Source organism: Pseudomonas sp. QL9 (assembly GCF_041409665.1).
Lineage (GTDB): Bacteria > Pseudomonadota > Gammaproteobacteria > Pseudomonadales > Pseudomonadaceae > Pseudomonas > Pseudomonas knackmussii.
The window spans coordinates 3,266,843-3,286,149 of the sequence record NZ_CP166971.1 but is presented as its reverse complement, the minus strand read 5'-3'; the positions used below and the strand labels follow the sequence as shown (position 1 = coordinate 3,286,149).

The following is a 19,307-nucleotide window of genomic DNA, read 5'->3' as shown; positions in this document are numbered from 1 at the left end:
CGGCAAGGCGCAACATTCTAGGGAAAGGGGATCAGGGGCGCAAGGCGAATTGACGAATATTTGTACAACAACGGGGCGGCATTGCGCCGCCCCGTGTTACCTCAGACAGCAGCCTTGATCTGGCGCTGACGGACGACCTCGAACAGACACACGCCGGTGGCCACGGAGACATTCAGGCTACTGACGCTGCCGCCCATGGGCAGCTTGGCCAGGTAGTCGCAGTGCTCGCGGGTCAGGCGGCGCATGCCCTTGCCCTCGGCCCCCATGACCAGGACGGTCGGGCCAGTGAGGTCCAGCTCATACAGCATCTGCGTTGCTTCGCCCGCCGTGCCGACCACCCACAAGCCGCGCTGCTGGAGCTTTTCCAGGGTGCGTGCAAGGTTGGTCACGGCGACCAGCGGGATCACCTCCGCAGCACCGCAGGCAACCTTGCGCACGGTGGCGTTGAGGGTGGCCGACTTGTCTTTCGGCACTATCACCGCCAGAGCGCCGGCGGCGTCGGCCGTGCGCAGGCAGGCACCAAGGTTGTGCGGGTCGGTGACACCATCCAGCGCCAGCAGCAAGGCCGGCCCCGGCGTACGCTCGAGCAACTCCTCGAGCATGTTCTCGCCCCACACCTGGCTAGGGCTGACCTCGGCGACCACGCCCTGGTGCACGCCCTCGGCCCACTCGTCGAGCTCCTTGCGATCACGCGTGCCCACCGGCACGCGCATCTGCCCGGCCAGCTCGACCAGCGCCTGGACCCGCGGATCATGCCGGCCCTCGGCCAGCCACAGCTGCTTGACCCGCTTCGGATGGTGGCGCAGTAGCGCCTCCACGGCATGCACGCCGTAGACCTTTTCCCACTGACTCATGGCTTCGCCTTACGCTTTGCTCCCGGCCCGCCCGCAGTCGCCTTGGGCTTGGCCGGCCCCTTGCGGTGCTTGGTCGGTTTGGCAGCCTTGGCTTTCTGTTTCGACGGCTTGCGCGGTTTCTCCGCGCCAGTCTTGGTCGCCTTGCCGGCGGCCGCCTTGCCCTGTGCTGGCGGACGGTTGCCACCGACCTTGGCTTCGGCGAGCAGCGCCTGCTTCAGCGCACGACTCTTGTTCACATCGGTATTGCCGAGCATTTCCTCGGCTTGCGCGAGCATCTCCGGCGCCACCGAAGGCAGCGCCTGGACTACACCGACCTTACGCTTGCGCGGAGGTGCGCTGGGCAGCGGTGGCTCCGGGATGTCCAGCGGAAGCTCGCGGGGCGCACCCTTGCGTGCCTTGGCTGGTTTCGCGGACTTGGCTGGCTTGGCCGCCTCGACCTCGGCCTTCTCGCCGCGCTTCTTGCGACCGATAGGCGCGCTGAGCACGTTGTCGGCCAGTTCGAAGTCGATCTTCCGCTCGTCCAGGTCGACCCGCGCAACCACCACCGAAGTAGTGTCGCCAAGACGGAAGCTGCGCCCGGTGCGCTCGCCAGCCAGGCGATGATGCACGGCATCGAAGTGGTAGTAGTCGCCCGGCAGCGCAGTGACGTGCACCAGGCCTTCCACGTAGATGTCGGTCAGCTCGACGAAAATGCCGAAGCCGGTAACCGCGGTGATAACGCCGTCGAAGGTATCGCCGACGCGGTCGCGCATGTATTCGCACTTCAGCCAGTTGGTGACATCACGCGTCGCCTCGTCGGCGCGCCGCTCGGTCATCGAGCACTGCTCGCCAAGCTGATCCAGGCGCAGCTCGTCATACGGGTAGATGCGCGCCTTGGTCATGGCGGCCCCACCGGCACGTTGCACCAGCTCGGTTTCGCGCTTGGAGCGAATCACGCTGCGAATGGCGCGGTGCACCAGCAGGTCCGGATAACGGCGGATCGGCGAAGTGAAGTGGGTGTAGGCCTCGTAGTTCAGACCGAAGTGACCATGGTTCTCCGGGCTGTACACCGCCTGGCTGAGCGAACGCAGCATCACTGTCTGGATCAGCCGGAAGTCCGGGCGTCCCTGGATCGTCTCGAGCAGCGCCTGGTAGTCACCCGGGGTCGGCTCGCCCTTGCCGCGATACAGCGTCAGGCCCAGTTCGCCAAGGAACTGCCGCAGATTGTTCAGCTTCTCCTGCGGCGGACCGTCGTGGACACGGTACAGCGCGGGGATTTCCAGCTTCTCGAGGAACTTCGCGGTAGCCACGTTGGCCGCCAACATGCATTCCTCGATCAGCTTGTGCGCGTCATTGCGCTGGGTCGGGCGGATTTCCGAGATCTTGCGGTCGGCGCCGAAGACGATGCGCGTTTCCTGGGTCTCGAAGTCGATGGCGCCCCGCACATAGCGCGCCCCAAGCAGCACCTTGTACAGCGCATATAGAGTGTCGAGGTGCGGCACCACGCCGGGAAGCTGTTCCGCCAGGCGTTTCGCTTCCACGCTGTCCGGGGTTTCCAGGTACTGGCTTACCTTGGTGTAGGTGAGCCGCGCATGGGAGTGAATCACCGCCTCGAAGAACTGGAAGCCAGTCATGCGGCCGGACTTGGAGATGGTCATCTCGCAGACCATCGCCAGGCGATCGACCAGCGGGTTCAGCGAGCACAGGCCGTTGGAGAGAATCTCCGGCAGCATCGGGATGACCCGCTCGGGGAAGTAGACCGAGTTGCCGCGCTTGGCCGCCTCTTCGTCCAGGGCCGAGCCGACCTTCACATAGTGCGATACGTCGGCGATGGCGACATACAGCTTCCAGCCGCCGCCCTTGCGCTTCTCGGCATAGACGGCGTCGTCGAAGTCGCGGGCGTCCTCGCCGTCGATGGTCACGAACGGCAGGGCGCGCAGGTCGACGCGCTTCTCTTTGTCCTTCTCCGCCACTTCCGGCTTGAGCTTGGCCGCCTCTTTCTCTACACCCTGCGGCCAAACGTGCGGGATGTCGTAGCTACGCAGGGCAACCTCGATCTCCATGCCCGGCGCCATATAGTCGCCCAGCACTTCCACCACCTCGCCCTGGGCCTGGCGGTGCACGGTCGGCCACTGATCGATGCGAACCTGGACGAACTGGTTGTGCTTGGCGGCGCCCTGCTTGCCCGGCGCGATCAGCACTTCCTGCTGGATCTTCGGATTGTCGGCGACAACAGTGCCAATGCCGCTTTCCTCGAAGTAACGACCAACCAGGGTTTCATGGGCGCGCTCGATCACTTCGACCAGGGCGCCTTCGCGGCGACCACGACGATCGAAGCCGGCGACTCGCGCCAGCGCGCGGTCACCATCGAACACCAGGCGCATCTGCGCCGGACTGAGGAACAGGTCGTCGCTGCCGTCATCGGGAATCAGGAAGCCGAAACCGTCGCGGTGACCGGCTACGCGGCCACGGATCAGGTCCAGCTTGTCCACCGGCGCATAGGCGCCACGGCGCGTATAGATAAGTTGGCCATCGCGCTCCATGGCACGCAGGCGCCGGCGCAGGGCCTCTTCCGATTCTTCGTCGGACAAACCGAACTCTTCGAGCAGTTGCGCACGGGTCGCCGGTGCGCCGCGTTCGGCGAGGTGCGCGAGAATGAGCTCGCGGCTGGGAATGGGGTTTTCGTATTTTTCCGCTTCGCGGGCGGCCTCGGGGTCGAGGTTTTGCCAATCGGCCATTAGGGTGAAGTCACCTTGTCGTCATTAATGTGGGCGCCATCTGCATATTGAAGCGCGAAATCCGCTCGTCGGTCAGCTTGGGCCGAGAATAAATTTTTTATCGCATCAGGGGTTTACAACCCAAAGTGGGCTCCGTATAGTTCGCGCCCACAGCGTCGCTGAGACGTTGTAACACGGAAACGATGAGCAATCATCGCATCCAGTGCCCAGGTGGCGGAATTGGTAGACGCACTAGGTTCAGGTCCTAGCGGTGGCAACACCGTGGAAGTTCGAGTCTTCTCCTGGGCACCACTTATTCAAGGATACAGCCGGTCGATGACAGGCTTTATCCGGCGGGTTCGGAACCCTGAAACCGAACGATAAACCGCCAGATGCAACCTCGAGTTGCATCACCGCAAGACGATGAGAAATCATCGCACCCCATGCTGAAAAGCATGCCCAGGTGGCGGAATTGGTAGACGCACTAGGTTCAGGTCCTAGCGGTGGCAACACCGTGGAAGTTCGAGTCTTCTCCTGGGCACCATATTCAAAGCAAAAAGCCGAGCACTGCTCGGCTTTTTGCTTTCTGCATTCCGAAAAATAAAAGCCTGCACAGGCTCGACCCCACTCAAGCGGGGCCGAGTCCATTCGGCATCAGGCCCTGAACTGCCCGAGACTACCGCGCAGTTGCGCGGCCAGACCATCCAACACACGCCCGCTATTGGCCGTCGCAGCAACCGCTTCCGCGGCACGCCCGGCTTCGGCATGGATCACCTCGACCCGACCACGCACCGCATCTGCACCCGCCGCCTGCTGCTCAGCTGCATGAGCGGCAGACTCCACCGCCCCATGCACCTCCTCTACGGCGCGCTGCACTTCCAACTGCAGACGCTCGCTGTCATGCAACGCAGCCAAACCCTCGACCGCCTGCTCGCGCGCACGCCCAATCGCCTCGACGGCCTCACGCGCGCCACGCTGCAGTGCATCGATGTGCGTCTGGATATCGCCAGTAGACTGCTGCGTCTTGCTCGCCAGCGCCCGCACCTCGTCGGCCACCACAGCGAACCCGCGACCACTTTCGCCGGCACGGGCCGCCTCGATGGCTGCGTTCAATGCCAGCAGGTTGGTCTGCTCGGCAATCCCGTGGATGACCGAGAGCACGACTTCAATCTGCTGACTCTGCGCAGCGAGGCGCTCGATCACCCCAGCGCCGGTCTGCACTTGCGACTCGAGATCCTCCATCAACCCTCCGACCCGACGCGCAATAGCAGCATTGCCATCGGCTGCCTTGCGAATGGCCGCCACGCGAAGCAGCGCATCCTGCATGGCCTGGCTTTCCACCTGCGCCTCCGAAGCCATTCCGGCGAGAGCCTCAAGGCTGCCGGCGACCTCATTGCGCTGCCGATCCGCGGCCGCTTCGGCACTGGCGCTGCGCGATGCCAATGCAGCAATTTCACTTCCGGTACGCTGGGCGACCTCTCCAGCCTCGCGCACGATCGGCTGCAGCTTGTCGATGAAGCGGTTGACCATGGCAGCCATCTCGCCCAATTCGTCACGGCTATCCAGGCGGACCCTGCGGGTCAGATCGCCATCCCCAGCCGCTAGATCACCGAGCGCCTCAATGAGCAGGCGTAGACGCGAAACCACCTGACGCCCCAGCACCAGCGCCAGAACCAGCAGCACGCCCAGACCGACCAGCACCAGACCCAGACCTGTACGCCAGCGAAGACTGCCAGCCGCCTCTTCGACGGCCACCCGCGCACCCTCGCTCATCTCCCCGGCTGCCTGGCGGGCCGCCTGAAGCCGCGCACTCAGCGCCTTGTTGCTGTCCGCGGCCGCACCGGCCAGGCTGTCCGCAACCAATTGGTCACCACTGGCGATAAGTGCAGAGAAGCGCTTGTCCAGCGCCGCGACCTGCTTATCCACAGCCGCAGTCGACACACCGACTCGCACGGTTCCGATCACCACGCCATTGGGACTGATAGGTGCACTGGCGAGGATCACCGAATCGTCATGCGCAGCCGCCTCCAGCACCTTGTCCAGCGCATGCTCGCCCTGCCCTTTCGCGAGCAATGCCTGGATTCGCGCATCCTCGCGATTCAGGTAACGAGTCAGGTGCTTGCCCTCGGGATCGTCGTAGACCACGAACATCACGTCAGGGTTGGCCTGCGCACGCCGGGCATACTCCGACAGAGTCGGCACATCGTTGTCCCACATGGCCTTGGGCGCTACCGCCGCCAGCAACTGGGCGAGCTGATCGGCCGATTGACGCAGACCCTGCTCGAGACTCTGGCGAGTCTCGCCACGCTCTTCTTCAAGGCGCGCGGAAAGAGCCGCCCCCAGGCGCTCTCGAGTACGCGAGGAAAGCTCGGCGAGCCCGGAGCTGAGCTCACCACCCGCCTGCTCCAACTCTCCGGAAAGGCGCTGCGACTGACCACCCAGGCGATCGCCCAGATTGACCACCAGGTGATCCACGGTGCTGCGCGTCAGCCACAGGGCAATGACCAGTTGCACCAGCAGGGCAACGCCCAGGGCGATGAAAACGGGACGCAGCAAACGACTGCGCAAAAGCGAAAGGACGGCGGACACGGCATGCCTCCTGAGGTAACGGAATACTGACGCGAAATGCGCCGATCCGAATTGCCAGCAAGGGGCGTGCCGTTACGACTTTCGTCTAGCCGAAAACGACAACGGGCCGCATGAGCGGCCCGTTGCAGTACAGCATCGAATCAGGCGAACGGATGACGCAGGACGATGGTCTCTACGCGGTCCGGGCCAGTGGAGATGATGTCGATGGGCGCACCAACCAGCTCCTCGATGCGCTTGATGTATGCGCGAGCGGCGGCCGGCAGAGCGTCCAGGCTCTTGGCGCCAACGGTGGAGTCAGTCCAGCCCGGCATATCCTCGTACACCGGCTGCAGGCCGATATAGCTGTCGGCGTCGGTCGGCGCATCGGTCAGCAGTTCGCCGGCGGCGTTCTTGTAGCCGGTGCAGATGCGCACGGTCTCCAGGCCGTCGAGGACGTCCAGCTTGGTCAGGCACAGGCCGGACAGGCTGTTGATCTCGATGGCGCGACGCAGGATGACGGCATCGAACCAGCCGCAACGACGAGCTCGGCCAGTGGTGGCGCCGAACTCGTGACCAACCTTGGCCAGGTGTGCACCAACGTCATCGAACAGCTCGGTGGGGAACGGACCGGAACCCACGCGAGTGGTGTAGGCCTTGGTGATACCCAGGATGTAGTCCAGGTACAGCGGACCGAAGCCCGAACCGGTAGCGGTGCCACCAGCGGTGGTGTTGGAGCTGGTAACGAACGGGTAGGTGCCGTGATCGATGTCCAGCAGCGAACCCTGGGCACCTTCGAACATGATGTTCTCGTCGGCGCGACGCAGGTTGTGCAGGGTCGAGGTCACGTCGGCCAGCATCGGCTTCAGTTGCTCGGCATAAGCCATGCACTCTTCCAGGGTCTTCTGGAAGTCTACGGCCGGCTCCTTGTAGTAGTTCTGCAGGACGAAGTTGTGGTAGTCCAGCAGCTCACCGAGCTTGGCGGCAAAGCGCTCGCGGTGGAACAGGTCACCTACGCGCAGACCGCGGCGAGCTACCTTGTCTTCGTACGCCGGACCGATGCCGCGGCCAGTGGTACCGATCTTGGCATCGCCACGCGCCTTCTCGCGCGCCTGGTCGAGAGCCACGTGGAACGACAGGATCAGCGGGCAGGACGGGCTGATACGCAGGCGCTCGCGCACCGGCACACCCTTCTCTTCCAGCTTGGCGATCTCGCGCATCAGCGCGTCGGGCGCCAGCACCACACCGTTACCGATCAGGCACTGCACGCCTTCGCGCAGGATGCCCGACGGAATCAGGTGCAGCACGGTCTTCTCACCGTCGATCACCAGAGTGTGACCAGCATTGTGGCCGCCCTGGTAACGCACCACGGCAGCTGCCTGGTCGGTGAGCAGGTCGACGATCTTGCCTTTGCCCTCATCACCCCATTGGGTGCCCAGGACTACGACATTCTTACCCATAACACTTGTCCCCATCGTGGATATTCGGTGCCGGCCTCGGCCGGCGGAAACTCGCGGCAGCCCTTATCGGGATCAGAAGGGCACCACCTGCCAATTGCCGTCACGCAGCTGCAGTTGCCGATCGCAACCCGCCTCGCGCGCCGAAGCCGCATCCTGCCCCGGCAGCGCCTGAACCACGCGCTGCCCATCGCGGCGCAGTCGTTGCACCGCCTGCCACAGACCGGCACCTTCGGCCGGCGACCAGATGCCCGTTACCGGAACATCCAACTGCGCCTGCCCGAGGGTCACCAGCGTCTTCAGATCGGTGGAGAAGCCAGTGGCCGGTCGTGCGCGACCGAAATCGGCGCCGATGTGATCGTAGCGACCACCCTGGGCGATCGACTCGCCCACGCCGGGCACGAAGGCGGCGAACACCACCCCCGTGTGATAGTGATAGCCGCGCAGCTCGCCCAGGTCGAAATACAGGGGAAGCGTCGGGAAGCGCTGCGCCAGCGCATCGGCGATTGCGGTCAGGTCAGCCAGCGCTGCCTGCACAACGGCCGGAGCAGCAGCCAGGACCTCGGCAGCCTGGGTCAGCACTTGGCGACTGCCGCAAAGCTCAGCCAGTGCACGCAGCATGCCGGCGAGATCGGCAGGCAGGTCTTCGGTCAGCGCGGCGACTTCGTCTACAGCCTTGCGTTGCAGCGCGTCGAACAGCGCTTGCTCGGACTCGCCGGACAAACCGGCCGCGCGGGCCAGGCCGCGGTAGATTCCGACATGGCCAAGGTCCATATGCACGGCGGGCACTTCGGCCAGCGCCAGCATGTCGAGCATCAGGCTGATGACTTCGACGTCACCGGCCGAACCGGTATCGCCATAGAGCTCCGCACCCAGCTGGATCGGGCTACGCGAAGTAGCCAATGCACGCGGACGCGCATGCAGCACGCTGCCGGCGTAGCACAGACGGTTGGGCCCCTCGCGACGCAGGCTGTGGGCATCCATACGGGCCACCTGCGGCGTGATGTCGGCGCGGAACCCCATCAGACGGCCGGAAGCCGGATCGGTGACCTTGAAGGTACGCAGGTCCAGATCCTGACCGGCGCCGGTCAGCAGGGATTCCAGGTATTCGATATGCGGGGTGACGACGAACTCGTAACCCCAGCGCTGGAACAGATCCAGCACCTGACGGCGGGCTGCTTCGACGCGCGCCGCCTCTGGGGGCAGCACTTCTTCGATCCCATCTGGCAGCAGCCAGCGGTCTACCGTTGCCATGTCGCCTCTCCCCTTTCAGCCGGGCGGCAATTCATCAATGAATCCAGTAAAGAAGGACGGTCCCGAGCAGCATGCTGCCCAGTCCGATGAGTCGCAGGCGTCGATCGTCTAGACGACCCAGCCCGCTGACGGCCTCACGCCAGCCACGCGGATACAGGAATGGGAGGATGCCCTCCAGCACCAGCAACAGACAGAACGCTTTGCCGAATTCCTGCCACATGATTCTCGCAGACGCAAAAAAGCCGGGATTTCCCGGCTGACCCATGATAACACGTTTTCTCCGGCAGGCGCTGCCGCCCGCCGGAGAAGCGCATCAGGGCTTTGACTTTTCCAGGTAGCGGAAGAATTCGCTGTGCGGATCGAGCACCAGCACATCCTTCTGATCGCCGAAGCTGTCACGATACGCTTTCAGGCTACGGGTGAAGGCGTAGAACTCCGGATCCTGGCTATACGCCTTGGAGTAGATGGACGCCGCCTTCGCATCGCCATCACCGCGAGTTTCTTCAGCCTGGCGATAGGCCTCGGCCAACAGCACACGACGCTGGCGGTCGGCATCGGCACGAATACCTTCGGCCAGTTCGCGACCTTTGGCACGGTGCTCGCGAGCCTCGCGCTCACGCTCGGTGCTCATCCGCTCGAAGACGCTGCGGTTGACTTCCTTGGGCAGGTCGATGGCCTTGACGCGCACATCGATGACCTCGATTCCCAGCTCCTTCTGCGCCATGCGGTTCAGCGAAGCAGTGATGTCACCCATGAGAGCGTCACGCTCGCCGGACACAACCTCGTGCAGCGTGCGCTTGCCGAACTGGTCACGCAGACCAGCCTCCAGACGCCGCGACAGTCGCTCATCGGCGATCTGCTTGAGGCCAGACGTGGCGGTATAGAAGCGCTCTGCATCAGCCACACGCCATTTGGCGTATGCATCTACCATCACCGCCTTCTTCTCGAGGGTGAGGAAGCGCTGGGTCGGCGAATCCAGGGTCAGCAAGCGGCCATCGAACTTGCGCACCTGGTTAACGTAGGGAACCTTGAAGTGCATGCCAGGCTGCACATCCGACTCCACCACGCGACCGAAGCGCAGCAGCACCGCACGCTCAGTCTGCTGTACCACGTAGACACTGCTCCACAGCGCAACGGCAACGACGACGCCAGCGATCAGGGCGATCAGCGACTTGTTACTCATTAGCGGCTCTCCCTGGTGCGCTGGTCGCGTTGCTGCAGGTCATTGGCGACCCGCGAACCGAGATCCGGCGTGCTGCTCGTACTGCTCGGTGCACTGGTGCTCGGCGCTGCCGAGGTGCGGCCGTCCATCATCTTGTCCAGCGGCAGGTAGATGAGGTTGTTCTGCCCCTGCTGGCCGGTCACCAGCACCTTGCTGGTCTGCGACAGCACATCCTGCATGGTGTCCAGGTACAGGCGCTGGCGCGTTACGTCCGGCGCCTTGTGGTATTCCGCGGTCAACTTGTTGAAGCGATCCGCCTCACCCTGAGCGCGCGAAACCACTTCATCGCGATAGCCGTTGGCTTCTTCAATGATGCGCTGAGCCTGACCACGAGCTTCCGGCACCACGCCGTTGGCATAGGCCTCGGCCTGGTTCTTCTCGCGCTGCTCGTCTTCGCGAGCACGAATGACGTCGTCGAAGGCTTCTTGCACTTCGCGCGGCGCAGCGGCGCTCTGGATGTTCACCTGAGTGACAGTGACCCCGGTCTTGTAGTTGTCCAGGAAACGCTGCAGGCGATCACGCACATCAGTCGCCATCTGCTCGCGACCTTCGGTGAGGATCTGATCCATGGTGGTGGAACCGGCAACATGCCGCAGGGCGCTTTCAGTAGCCTGCTGCAGGCTGACTTCAGGCTGATCGACGTTCAGCACGAAGTCCTTCAGGTTGCTGATCTTGTACTGCACGGTGAGCGGTACTTCGACGATGTTCTCGTCCTCGGTGAGCATCTGCCCTTGCTTGCTATAAGCGCGCTCGCGGGTGACGTTCTCCTGGAACTTCTTGTCGATCGGAGGGAAATAGAAGTTCAAGCCGGGGCCGACCGTTTCTTGGTACTTGCCCAGCCGCAGGATTACCGCCTGCTCCTGTTCATCCACGACATAGACGGCGTTGTACAGCCAAAGGACGGCAAGCACGGCGAGGCCAATGCCGAAAAGGCCGAAACCGCCCCCCGCACCATTGCCAAGCGGGCTGCTGCCACGCTTCTTGCCGCCAAATATACGGTTCAGGCTTTCCTGCAATTTGCGGAAGGCCTCATCAAGATCCGGAGGACCCTGGCGTCCGCCACCACGGCGACCACCCCAGGGGTCCTGATCATTCTTGTTCGAGTTGTCACCCGGCTCGTTCCAAGCCATAGCGCTCTCCATCTGATAACGCGAAACGCGCCTACGGCGCGCCCACCAATGCTACAGAATGCCTTCTACGCTGCCAAAAGCACCGTTTCAGGCTTTATTGCAAAGTGTGTTGCGCAATGAACTCCGCCGGCTGCCATCCTTCGCGGCTTACCAGGCGGTTCAACTCGACACGCGGCAGGCGAACCTGCAAAACGGCGCGTCCTTGCTCGTCATGCTCCTCGGACTGCACGGCCCCCAGCTGGAAGAGCTGGGCACGCAGGCGACCGAGACGCTGCGGAAGACAGAGCGTACCGACGAACATATCGTCGCCAAGCAGCTCGGCCACCGCCTTTTCCAGCAGCTCCAGGCCTCGACCCTCGCGAGCCGAAAGCCAGACCCTAACCGGCTTGCCGTCCTCGTCGCGCTGTATCTGCGCTTCGAAGTCCGGCATCAGGTCGATCTTGTTGTACACCTCGAGCATCGGCAACTCGTTGGCGCCGATTTCCGCCAGCACCGCATGCACCTGCTCGACCTGCGCAGTCCGCTCCGGCTCAGCCGCGTCAATCACGTGAAGAAGCAGATCGGCGTTGCTCGACTCTTCCAGCGTAGCGCGGAAGGCCTCGACCAGTTTGTGCGGCAGATGGCGGATGAAACCTACGGTATCAGCAAGCACCACGGGCCCCACGTCGTCGAGCTCAAGCCGCCGTAAGGTCGGGTCGAGGGTAGCGAACAGCTGGTTGGCCGCGTAGACCTCGGAAGTGGTCAGCGCATTGAACAGCGTGGACTTGCCGGCGTTGGTGTAACCAACCAGAGAGACCGACGGAATCTCAGCCCGACGACGCCCACGACGAGCCTGCTCACGCTGGCTGCGTACCTTTTCCAGGCGCTGCTTGATCTGGCGGATGCGTCCGCGCAGCAGGCGCCGGTCGGTCTCGAGCTGGGTTTCGCCGGGGCCACGCAGACCGATACCACCTTTCTGGCGCTCAAGGTGGGTCCAGCCGCGCACCAGGCGCGTGCTCATATGCTCGAGCTGAGCCAGTTCGACCTGCAGTTTGCCTTCGTGGGTACGCGCGCGCTGGGCAAAAATATCCAGAATCAGCCCGGTGCGATCGAGTACCCGACACTCGAGCGCCCGCTCCAGGTTACGTTCCTGGCTGGGCGTCAGGGTGTGATTGAAGATAACCAGTTCGACTTTCTGCGCGTGCACAAGATCGCGCAGCTCATCGACCTTGCCACTGCCAATCAGGTACTTGGCCGAAGGCTGGTGGCGCGAAATGCTGACGAATGCAACGGACTCCGCGCCCGCCGAACGGGCCAGCTCCTGGAACTCCTGCGGGTCTTCGCGCGCCTCGGGGTCCTGACCTTCCAGATGGACCAGAATGGCCCGTTCCCCACCACCCGGGCGCTCAAAGAACAAGACAGACTCCCGTCAAACGTTGCCCGGCTCGGCCGGTTGGTCGCCGGTGGGCAGGCGTACCGGACGACTCGGCACGACGGTGGAAATGGCGTGTTTGTAGACCATCTGGCTGACAGTGTTCTTCAGCAGGATGACGAACTGGTCGAAGGATTCGATCTGACCTTGCAGTTTGATACCGTTGACCAGGTAGATGGACACCGGAACACGTTCTTTACGCAGGGTATTGAGATAAGGGTCTTGTAGCGAATGCCCTTTTGACATATGCCGCACTCCTTTAGGGAATCAATAGATTTAGTAATAGTCGAATGGCTTACTGCCGTCGGTAACCCCAAGGATAGACGGCTGAATTCAGGTCTCGAACCTATATGGAGACCGCCTCAAGAATTTTCAAGGCACGCGGCAGATTGTCGCCTGCCAGGCTGTCCAACCAGTGTAGATGGCTCCAGCTTCGCAGCCATGTGAACTGGCGCTTAGCCAATTGCCGGGTAGCTATCACCCCGCGCTCCTCCATCTCAGCGTAGGACAGTTTGCCCTCGAGGTATTCCCATACCTGTCGGTAACCTACGGCACGTATAGACGGTAGCCCGGCGTGCAAGTCACTTCTTGCGCGAAGTGCTTCGACCTCGGTAACGAAGCCCTGTTCCAGCATCTGACGAAAACGTTGCGCGATTCGCGCGTGCAGAACCTGGCGTTGCAGAGGGGCAATCGCCAGGTGCGCGACAGTATACGGCAATTGCCCTGTACCTGGCGCGCCAGAGCCCGCATTTTCACTTGCCTGACGCCGACGATGGTCGCTCATCGACATGCCGCTGACGCGATGCACCTCCAGCGCGCGAATCAAGCGCTGCGGGTCATTGGGATGGATGCGTGCGGCCGACTCCGGATCGACTCGCGCGAGCTCCGCATGCAGTACCGCCCAACCTTCGGCCTGCGCCCACGCCTCGAGCTCGGCGCGCACGGCCGCGTCGGCACTTGGCATGTCCGCCAAGCCCTCCAGCAACGCCTTGAAATACAGCATGGTGCCGCCCACTAGAAGCGGAATACGTCCGGCCGCAGTGACTTCTGCCATCGCTGCCAGGGCATCTGCGCGGAATTCTGCAGCCGAATAGCTCTCCGCGGGATCGCGAATATCGATCAGGCGGTGGGGAAACTCGGCAAGCACTTCCTTCGACGGCTTGGCCGTGCCTATATCCATGCCGCGATAGACCAGCGCGGAGTCGACGCTAATCAGCTCGCACGGCAGCACCCGCGCCAACTCGAGCGCCAGATCGGTCTTGCCGGCGGCGGTCGGACCCATGAGGAAAATGGCGGGAGGCAGCGAAGACATCGGCAACTCGTCGGGATTCGGAAAGGCGCGCAAACCGCGCGCTGAATCGATTGGCGCGCAGTTTACTGCAGATAGCTTAAGGCTGGCTTTATTTCAGCGACCGCGCAGGAAAAGCTTGTCCAGCTCATCCATGCCCAACTGCGTCCAGGTCGGACGACCGTGGTTGCACTGACCGCTGCGCTCAGTGATCTCCATGTCACGCAGCAGGGCGTTCATCTCCGGCAGCGTCAGGCGCCGGTTGGCTCGCACCGCGCCATGGCAAGCCATGGTCCCGAGCAGTTCGTTGAGATGGGCCTGGATACGGTCGCTGGTGCCGTATTCCAGCAGGTCAGACAGCACGTCGCGCACCAGCTGCGTGGCTTCGGCCTGTTTGAGCAGCGCCGGAATCTGCCGAATTGCCAGGGTCTCAGGCCCGAGCCGCTGCAGCTCGAAGCCGAGCCGGGCAAACCAGTCCCCATGCTCTTCGGCGCAATCGGCCTCGCGCTCGCTGACGGCAATGGATTCCGGCACCAGCAGCGGCTGGCCGCGCAACCCTTCACTGTCCATGGCCAGCTTGAGGCGCTCGTACATGATGCGCTCGTGGGCGGCGTGCATGTCCACAAGCACCAGGCCGTGGGCGTTCTCGGCCAGGATATAGATGCCCTTCAGCTGCGCCAGCGCGTAGCCCAGCGGAGGAACATCCTGGGTACTTTCCGGCAGCGCCTGAGGAGCAGTTGCCTGCGTTTCAGCGAGCGGGGCGTAGAAAGTGCGATAGGCGCCCTGAGCTTCGGCGACGGGCGGAATCTCCTGGCGAGTTGGCTGATAGCTGTAACCACCACCGCCACCAGACGAGCCTGTCGAGCCACCACCGCTCCAGTTTCGAGCCGCCGCCGGCGCTTCGAGCACCTTGTCCGACAGGCTCATTTCGCCTTGCGGGCCGAACTCGCCAGCGGCCTGCCCCGTGGGGCGCTGTACGGTCAGGCTGGTGGCGCCTGGCGGTGCGAGCTGATCGTCCGGGCGCACCTCAGCAAGGGCGCGATGCAGGGTGCCGTAAAGGAAGTCATGGACCATGCGGCTGTCGCGGAAGCGCACTTCGTGCTTGGTCGGGTGCACGTTGACGTCCACCGTCGCCGGATCGACCTCGAAGAACAATACGAAGGTCGGGTGCCGGCCGTTGTACAGCACGTCGCGATACGCCTGGCGCACCGCGTGGGCGACCAGCTTGTCGCGCACCATGCGGCCGTTTACGTAGAAGTACTGCAGGTCCGGCTGGCTGCGCGAGAAGGTCGGCAGCCCCACCCATCCCCAAAGGTGCAAGCCATTGCGCTCCACCTCGATGGGCAGCGCCTGTTCGAGGAAGGCCGGACCGCAGACAGCGCCGACTCGGCGCGCGCGGGCCAGCTCATCCTTCGCTTCATGCAAGTTGAAGATCGTCTTGCCGTTGTGGCGCAGATGGAAGGCCACATCGAAGCGCGCCAACGCCAGGCGCTTGATGACTTCCTGCAGGTGATCGAATTCGGTCTTCTCGGCGCGCAGGAACTTGCGGCGCGCCGGCGTGTTGAAGAACAGGTCGCGGACTTCGACGCTGGTGCCCACCGGATGCGCCGCCGGCTGCACGCGCGGCAACATGTCACGGCCTTCGGTCTCCACCTGCCAGGCCTGTTCGGCTTCGGCGGTGCGCGAAGTCATCGTCAGGCGCGCCACGGAGCTGATCGAGGCCAGCGCTTCGCCACGGAAGCCCAGGCTCATCACCGCTTCCAGGTCTTCCAGCTCGCGGATCTTGCTGGTGGCGTGACGCGCCAGGGCCAGAGGCAGGTCGTCAGAGGGAATTCCGCCGCCATCGTCGCGCACCCGCAGCAGCTTGATGCCGCCTTGCTCGACCTCGACATCGATGCGCCGGGCGCCGGCGTCCAGGCTGTTTTCCAGCAGCTCCTTGATGACCGATGCGGGGCGCTCGACCACCTCACCGGCAGCGATCTGGTTGGCCAGCCGCGGACTGAGCAGCTGGATACGGCGCAGCTCGGTCATTGCTGAGCCGCCAGGGCCGTTGCCGGAATATTCAGCACCTGGCCGACGCGCACGCTGTCGGTCTTCAGGCCGTTGGTGCTACGCAGGGTGGCCATGCTCACGTCATAGCGAGCAGCGATCATCGACAGGCTTTCGCCAGAACGCACCACGTGCTGGCGCGGCCCCGTACTGACGGCGCCCGCATCACGCAGCGATGCGATGTAAGTGCCCGGCGGCGGGGTCTGCACGAAGTATTGGCGGACACCGGCGGCGATGGAGCGCGCCAGGGCCTGCTGGTGTGCGGAGCTGTTGAGCTTCTGCGACTCGCCCGGGTTGGAGATGAAGCCGGTTTCGACCAGGATCGACGGGATATCCGGCGACTTCAGCACCATGAATCCGGCCTGCTCCACGCGATTCTTGTGCAGCGAGGTGACCCGACCGACGCTGGTCAGGACCTTATGCCCGACGTCCAGGCTGGAGGACATGGTCGCGGTCATCGACAGATCGAGCAGCACGCCGGCGAGCATGTGGTCCTTGTCGTCCAGGCTGACGCTTCCGTCACCACCGATCAGGTCGGAACGGTTTTCGCTGTCGGCCAGCCAACGCGCGGTTTCCGAGGTGGCGCCACGATCCGAGAGAGCAAATACCGAAGCACCGAAGGCACTGCTGCTGGGCGCGGCGTCGGCGTGAATGGAGACGAACAGGTCAGCGCCTTTCTTGCGCGCAATCGCAGTACGTCCACGCAGCGGGATGAAGTAGTCGCCGGTCCGCGTCAGTTCGGCGCGGAAGCCCTTCATCTGGTTGATCTGGCGCTGCAGCTCACGGGCGATGGAGAGGGTGATGTTCTTCTCGTGCAAGCCGCTCGGGCCGGAGGCGCCCGGGTCTTCGCCACCGTGTCCGGCGTCGATCGCAACGACGATGTCGCGCTTGCCACCGGACGGCACCGGCGCCTTGGCCACCGGCTGGGTCGGGGTCACGGGCGCAGCGGGCTGATCCGGGGTTGGCGTGGCCGGCACATCCGGCGTGATGTCCGCGCCCTGGTCGTAGAGGTCGACGACCAGGCGATTGCCGTACTGCTGGTTCGGCGGCAGCACGAAGCTTTTCGGCGTTACCTGAGCGGACAGGTCCAGCACCAGGCGCAGGTCGCTCGGCGAGCGTTGCGCGGTGCGCACCGAAGTAATCGGGGTGTTCTTCAGCTTGAGCGGATTGAGCGCACCGTTCAGGTGGGCGCCTGTGAGGTCGATGACGATGCGATTCGGCGCGCTGAGAGTGAACAGGCTGTGCTGTACCGGGCCCGACAGATCGAACACCAGGCGGGTGTTATCCGGGGCGCGCCACAAGCGCACGCTCTTGACCTGTGTGATTTGCGCGGCGGCAAGAACCTCGCCAGCACTAAACGCCAGCAGGACGAAAAGCCCGGCCAACAGCGCCCGCAGGCGCAACCCCCAACCCATGTTTTTTCTCATGCTCCGTTAGCCAGGACAGCGCACCATGCTTCGCCCCGCACCCCGTGCGGTTCGAGGCGCAGCACGCGGCCGCCCGCTTGCGGTGTAATGGTAATGTCCAGGTCTGCCTTTGGCAAAACGCCCGTACCGCGCTCGGCCCACTCGATCAGGCAAAGCGCGCCGCCCTCGAAGTAGTCGCGAATGCCGAGATATTCCAGTTCCTCGGGATCGGCCAGGCGGTAAAGATCGAAATGGTATGCGCGCTTCTCACCTATTTCATAGGGCTCGACCAGCGTAAAGGTAGGGCTTTTCACCGCACCGGAATGGCCAAGGCCGCGCAGGATGCCACGCGACAGCGTGGTCTTGCCCGCCCCCAGGTCACCATGCAGGTATATGACCCCCTCCCCCGCACTCACCTGGGCGATGCGAGCCCCCAGTTCGTACATGGCTTCCTCGCCATCGGCGAACAACTTCAGTTCAGGCACGGACTGATCTCCTCGAGCAACTGACGAACGGCAGACGACAAATCACTGGCCGCCAGGCCTCTCCCCTCGGCTCCCAAAGTTTCCCCAGCACGAGCGTGCAACCAGACGGCCAGGCAGGCGGCGTCGAAAGCGTCCATCCCTTGCGCCAGCAGCGCCCCAACGATGCCGGAAAGCACATCGCCCAACCCGGCGCCCGCCATTGCCGGATGGCCATGGGAGCACAGTGCCAAACGCCCATCGGGCGCAGCCACCAGACTGCCAACGCCCTTGAGCACGGCGACGGCGTTGTAGCGACGGGACAGTTCACGCGCAGCAGCAGGTCGATCGGCCTGCACCTGCGCAGTGGAGCAGCCGAGCAAACGTGCCGCCTCGGCGGGATGCGGGGTGATCAGCAGCGCTCCAGATGGCCGCCTTACTTGCCCTTCGGCCAGCAGGTTGAGCGCATCGGCGTCCCAGACCTGGGGCAATGCGAGACTTGCCGCCGCGCTCAGCAGGCAGCGCCCCCAAGCGTTGCGGCCGATACCAGGGCCAACCACCAGTACGCTGGCACGCTCGGCGGCGCGCAGCACTTCGGCGGAGGAAGACACGCCATGCGTCATCAACTCCGGGCGCCGGGCCAGCGCAGCCGGCACATGCTCCCGTCGAGTGACGAGGGAAACCAGGCCAGCACCGCAGCGCAGGGCCGACTCACCAGCGAGCAGCGCTGCGCCGCCCATGCCGTGTTCACCACCGAGCACCAGCACGTGGCCGAACAGCCCCTTGTGTGCGGCCTTGGCGCGCGGCGCCAGCTTCGCCAGGGAAACAGGCGCTAGCCGCGTGGCTTGAGAACTTGCGGGGAGCTGCTGCGGATCCGCATCAAGATCGTCGAAAATCAACTGACCGCAGTGGTCCGCTCCATCAGCAGTGAACAGGCCGAGCTTGAGGCCGATGAATGTCACCGTCAGGTCCGCACGCACCGCCACACCCAGCACCTGGCCGGTGTCGGCGCTTAGGCCGGAAGGGATGTCCACCGCCAGCACCGGCAGGCCGCTGTCATTGATGCGCCGGATCGCCTCGGCGTAGGGCGCGCGCACCTCGCCACCGAGACCGGTGCCGAGTAGCGCGTCGACCAGCACGCCATGCAATTCGGCATGCTCGTGCCAGGGCAGGATAGGTACGCCGGCGGCGAGCGCTTCCGCGTGAGCCAACGCAGCATCGCCGCCCAGGCGCGCCGGATCGCCAACTGCAAGTACGCGCACGTTCCAGCCAGCACGCTGTGCCAGCGCGGCGATCAGGTAACCGTCGCCGGCATTGTTGCCATGCCCGGCGAGCACGGTCGCCCGCGCGGCATCCGGCCAGCGTCGGCGCAGGGCACGCCAGGCGGCGTGGGCGGCACGCTGCATGAGTTCGAAGCCGGGCGTGCCGGCTGCGATCAGGCGCGCGTCCAGGTCGCGCACCTGCTGGGCGCTGTAAAGCGCGGTCGGCAGATTGTCGTGAGGGTGCGAGTTCAT

At 64.1% G+C, this 19,307-nt stretch carries 15 protein-coding genes, 2 tRNA genes and 1 pseudogene; 2 read left to right on the top strand and 16 right to left on the bottom strand.

Annotated elements, in window-relative coordinates:
* Positions 1–101: 101 nt before the first annotated feature.
* Positions 102–854, bottom strand: a complete 753-nt coding sequence (rlmB, locus tag ACA097_RS15360) for a 23S rRNA (guanosine(2251)-2'-O)-methyltransferase RlmB (RefSeq protein ID WP_160288558.1) — start codon at positions 852–854, stop codon at positions 102–104.
* The gene (gene rnr, locus ACA097_RS15355; protein WP_371364301.1) at positions 851–3,571 is read right to left on the bottom strand and encodes a ribonuclease R; all 2,721 of its coding nucleotides are present in this window, start codon (positions 3,569–3,571) and stop codon (positions 851–853) included. Before rnr ends, rlmB begins: the two co-directional genes overlap by 4 nt.
* Positions 3,572–3,775: 204 nt before the next feature.
* On the opposite strand from rnr, the gene ACA097_RS15350 reads away from it, so the two are divergent.
* Positions 3,776–3,862: transfer RNA gene (locus ACA097_RS15350), tRNA-Leu, on the top strand.
* Positions 3,863–4,007: 145 nt separating this feature from the next.
* A tRNA-Leu gene (locus ACA097_RS15345) sits at positions 4,008–4,094 on the top strand.
* A 110-nt stretch (positions 4,095–4,204) separates the two neighbouring features.
* On the opposite strand, the gene ACA097_RS15340 is transcribed toward ACA097_RS15345, so the two are convergent.
* From ACA097_RS15340 to ACA097_RS15275, 14 genes and pseudogenes are all read right to left on the bottom strand, one after another.
* Positions 4,205–5,080, bottom strand: a complete 876-nt coding sequence (locus ACA097_RS15340; RefSeq protein ID WP_371370526.1) for a methyl-accepting chemotaxis protein — start codon at positions 5,078–5,080, stop codon at positions 4,205–4,207.
* Positions 5,063–5,323: pseudogene (locus ACA097_RS15335) on the bottom strand (HAMP domain-containing protein); the annotation flags it as partial. The pseudogene ACA097_RS15335 and the gene ACA097_RS15340, both read right to left, overlap by 18 nt.
* Positions 5,324–6,279: 956 nt before the next feature.
* Positions 6,280–7,575, bottom strand: a complete 1,296-nt coding sequence (locus ACA097_RS15330) for an adenylosuccinate synthase (protein WP_043255743.1) — start codon at positions 7,573–7,575, stop codon at positions 6,280–6,282.
* Positions 7,576–7,647: 72 nt separating this feature from the next.
* Complete coding sequence (locus tag ACA097_RS15325) at positions 7,648–8,826, bottom strand: ATP phosphoribosyltransferase regulatory subunit (RefSeq protein WP_043255744.1); 1,179 nt, start codon at positions 8,824–8,826, stop codon at positions 7,648–7,650.
* Between the two features lie 34 nt (positions 8,827–8,860).
* The gene (locus tag ACA097_RS15320; RefSeq protein ID WP_043257812.1) at positions 8,861–9,046 is read right to left on the bottom strand and encodes a DUF2065 domain-containing protein; all 186 of its coding nucleotides are present in this window, start codon (positions 9,044–9,046) and stop codon (positions 8,861–8,863) included.
* Between the two features lie 93 nt (positions 9,047–9,139).
* The gene (gene hflC, locus ACA097_RS15315; protein WP_043255745.1) at positions 9,140–10,009 is read right to left on the bottom strand and encodes a protease modulator HflC; all 870 of its coding nucleotides are present in this window, start codon (positions 10,007–10,009) and stop codon (positions 9,140–9,142) included.
* Entirely contained in the window at positions 10,009–11,178 is a 1,170-nt protein-coding gene (gene hflK, locus ACA097_RS15310) for an FtsH protease activity modulator HflK (RefSeq protein ID WP_371364298.1), read from the bottom strand. The genes hflC and hflK overlap by 1 nt, the downstream gene beginning before the upstream one ends.
* A gap of 94 nt (positions 11,179–11,272) precedes the next feature.
* Positions 11,273–12,574, bottom strand: coding sequence for a ribosome rescue GTPase HflX (gene hflX, locus ACA097_RS15305; protein ID WP_043255747.1), 1,302 nt, complete (start codon positions 12,572–12,574; stop codon positions 11,273–11,275).
* A gap of 12 nt (positions 12,575–12,586) precedes the next feature.
* Entirely contained in the window at positions 12,587–12,835 is a 249-nt protein-coding gene (gene hfq, locus ACA097_RS15300) for an RNA chaperone Hfq (protein ID WP_017520393.1), read from the bottom strand.
* A gap of 100 nt (positions 12,836–12,935) precedes the next feature.
* A complete protein-coding gene (miaA, locus tag ACA097_RS15295; protein WP_160288561.1) occupies positions 12,936–13,901 on the bottom strand; it encodes a tRNA (adenosine(37)-N6)-dimethylallyltransferase MiaA in 966 nt (321 codons plus the stop codon).
* Positions 13,902–13,994: 93 nt separating this feature from the next.
* Positions 13,995–15,908 (bottom strand): DNA mismatch repair endonuclease MutL, encoded by a 1,914-nt coding sequence (mutL, locus tag ACA097_RS15290; RefSeq protein ID WP_160288562.1) that lies wholly within the window; start codon positions 15,906–15,908, stop codon positions 13,995–13,997.
* Positions 15,905–17,341, bottom strand: a complete 1,437-nt coding sequence (gene amiB, locus ACA097_RS15285; protein WP_043255756.1) for an N-acetylmuramoyl-L-alanine amidase AmiB — start codon at positions 17,339–17,341, stop codon at positions 15,905–15,907. The genes mutL and amiB overlap by 4 nt, the downstream gene beginning before the upstream one ends.
* Positions 17,342–17,349: 8 nt before the next feature.
* Positions 17,350–17,778 (bottom strand): tRNA (adenosine(37)-N6)-threonylcarbamoyltransferase complex ATPase subunit type 1 TsaE, encoded by a 429-nt coding sequence (gene tsaE, locus ACA097_RS15280; protein ID WP_371370525.1) that lies wholly within the window; start codon positions 17,776–17,778, stop codon positions 17,350–17,352.
* A 26-nt stretch (positions 17,779–17,804) separates the two neighbouring features.
* Complete coding sequence (locus ACA097_RS15275) at positions 17,805–19,307, bottom strand: bifunctional ADP-dependent NAD(P)H-hydrate dehydratase/NAD(P)H-hydrate epimerase (RefSeq protein ID WP_043255760.1); 1,503 nt, start codon at positions 19,305–19,307, stop codon at positions 17,805–17,807.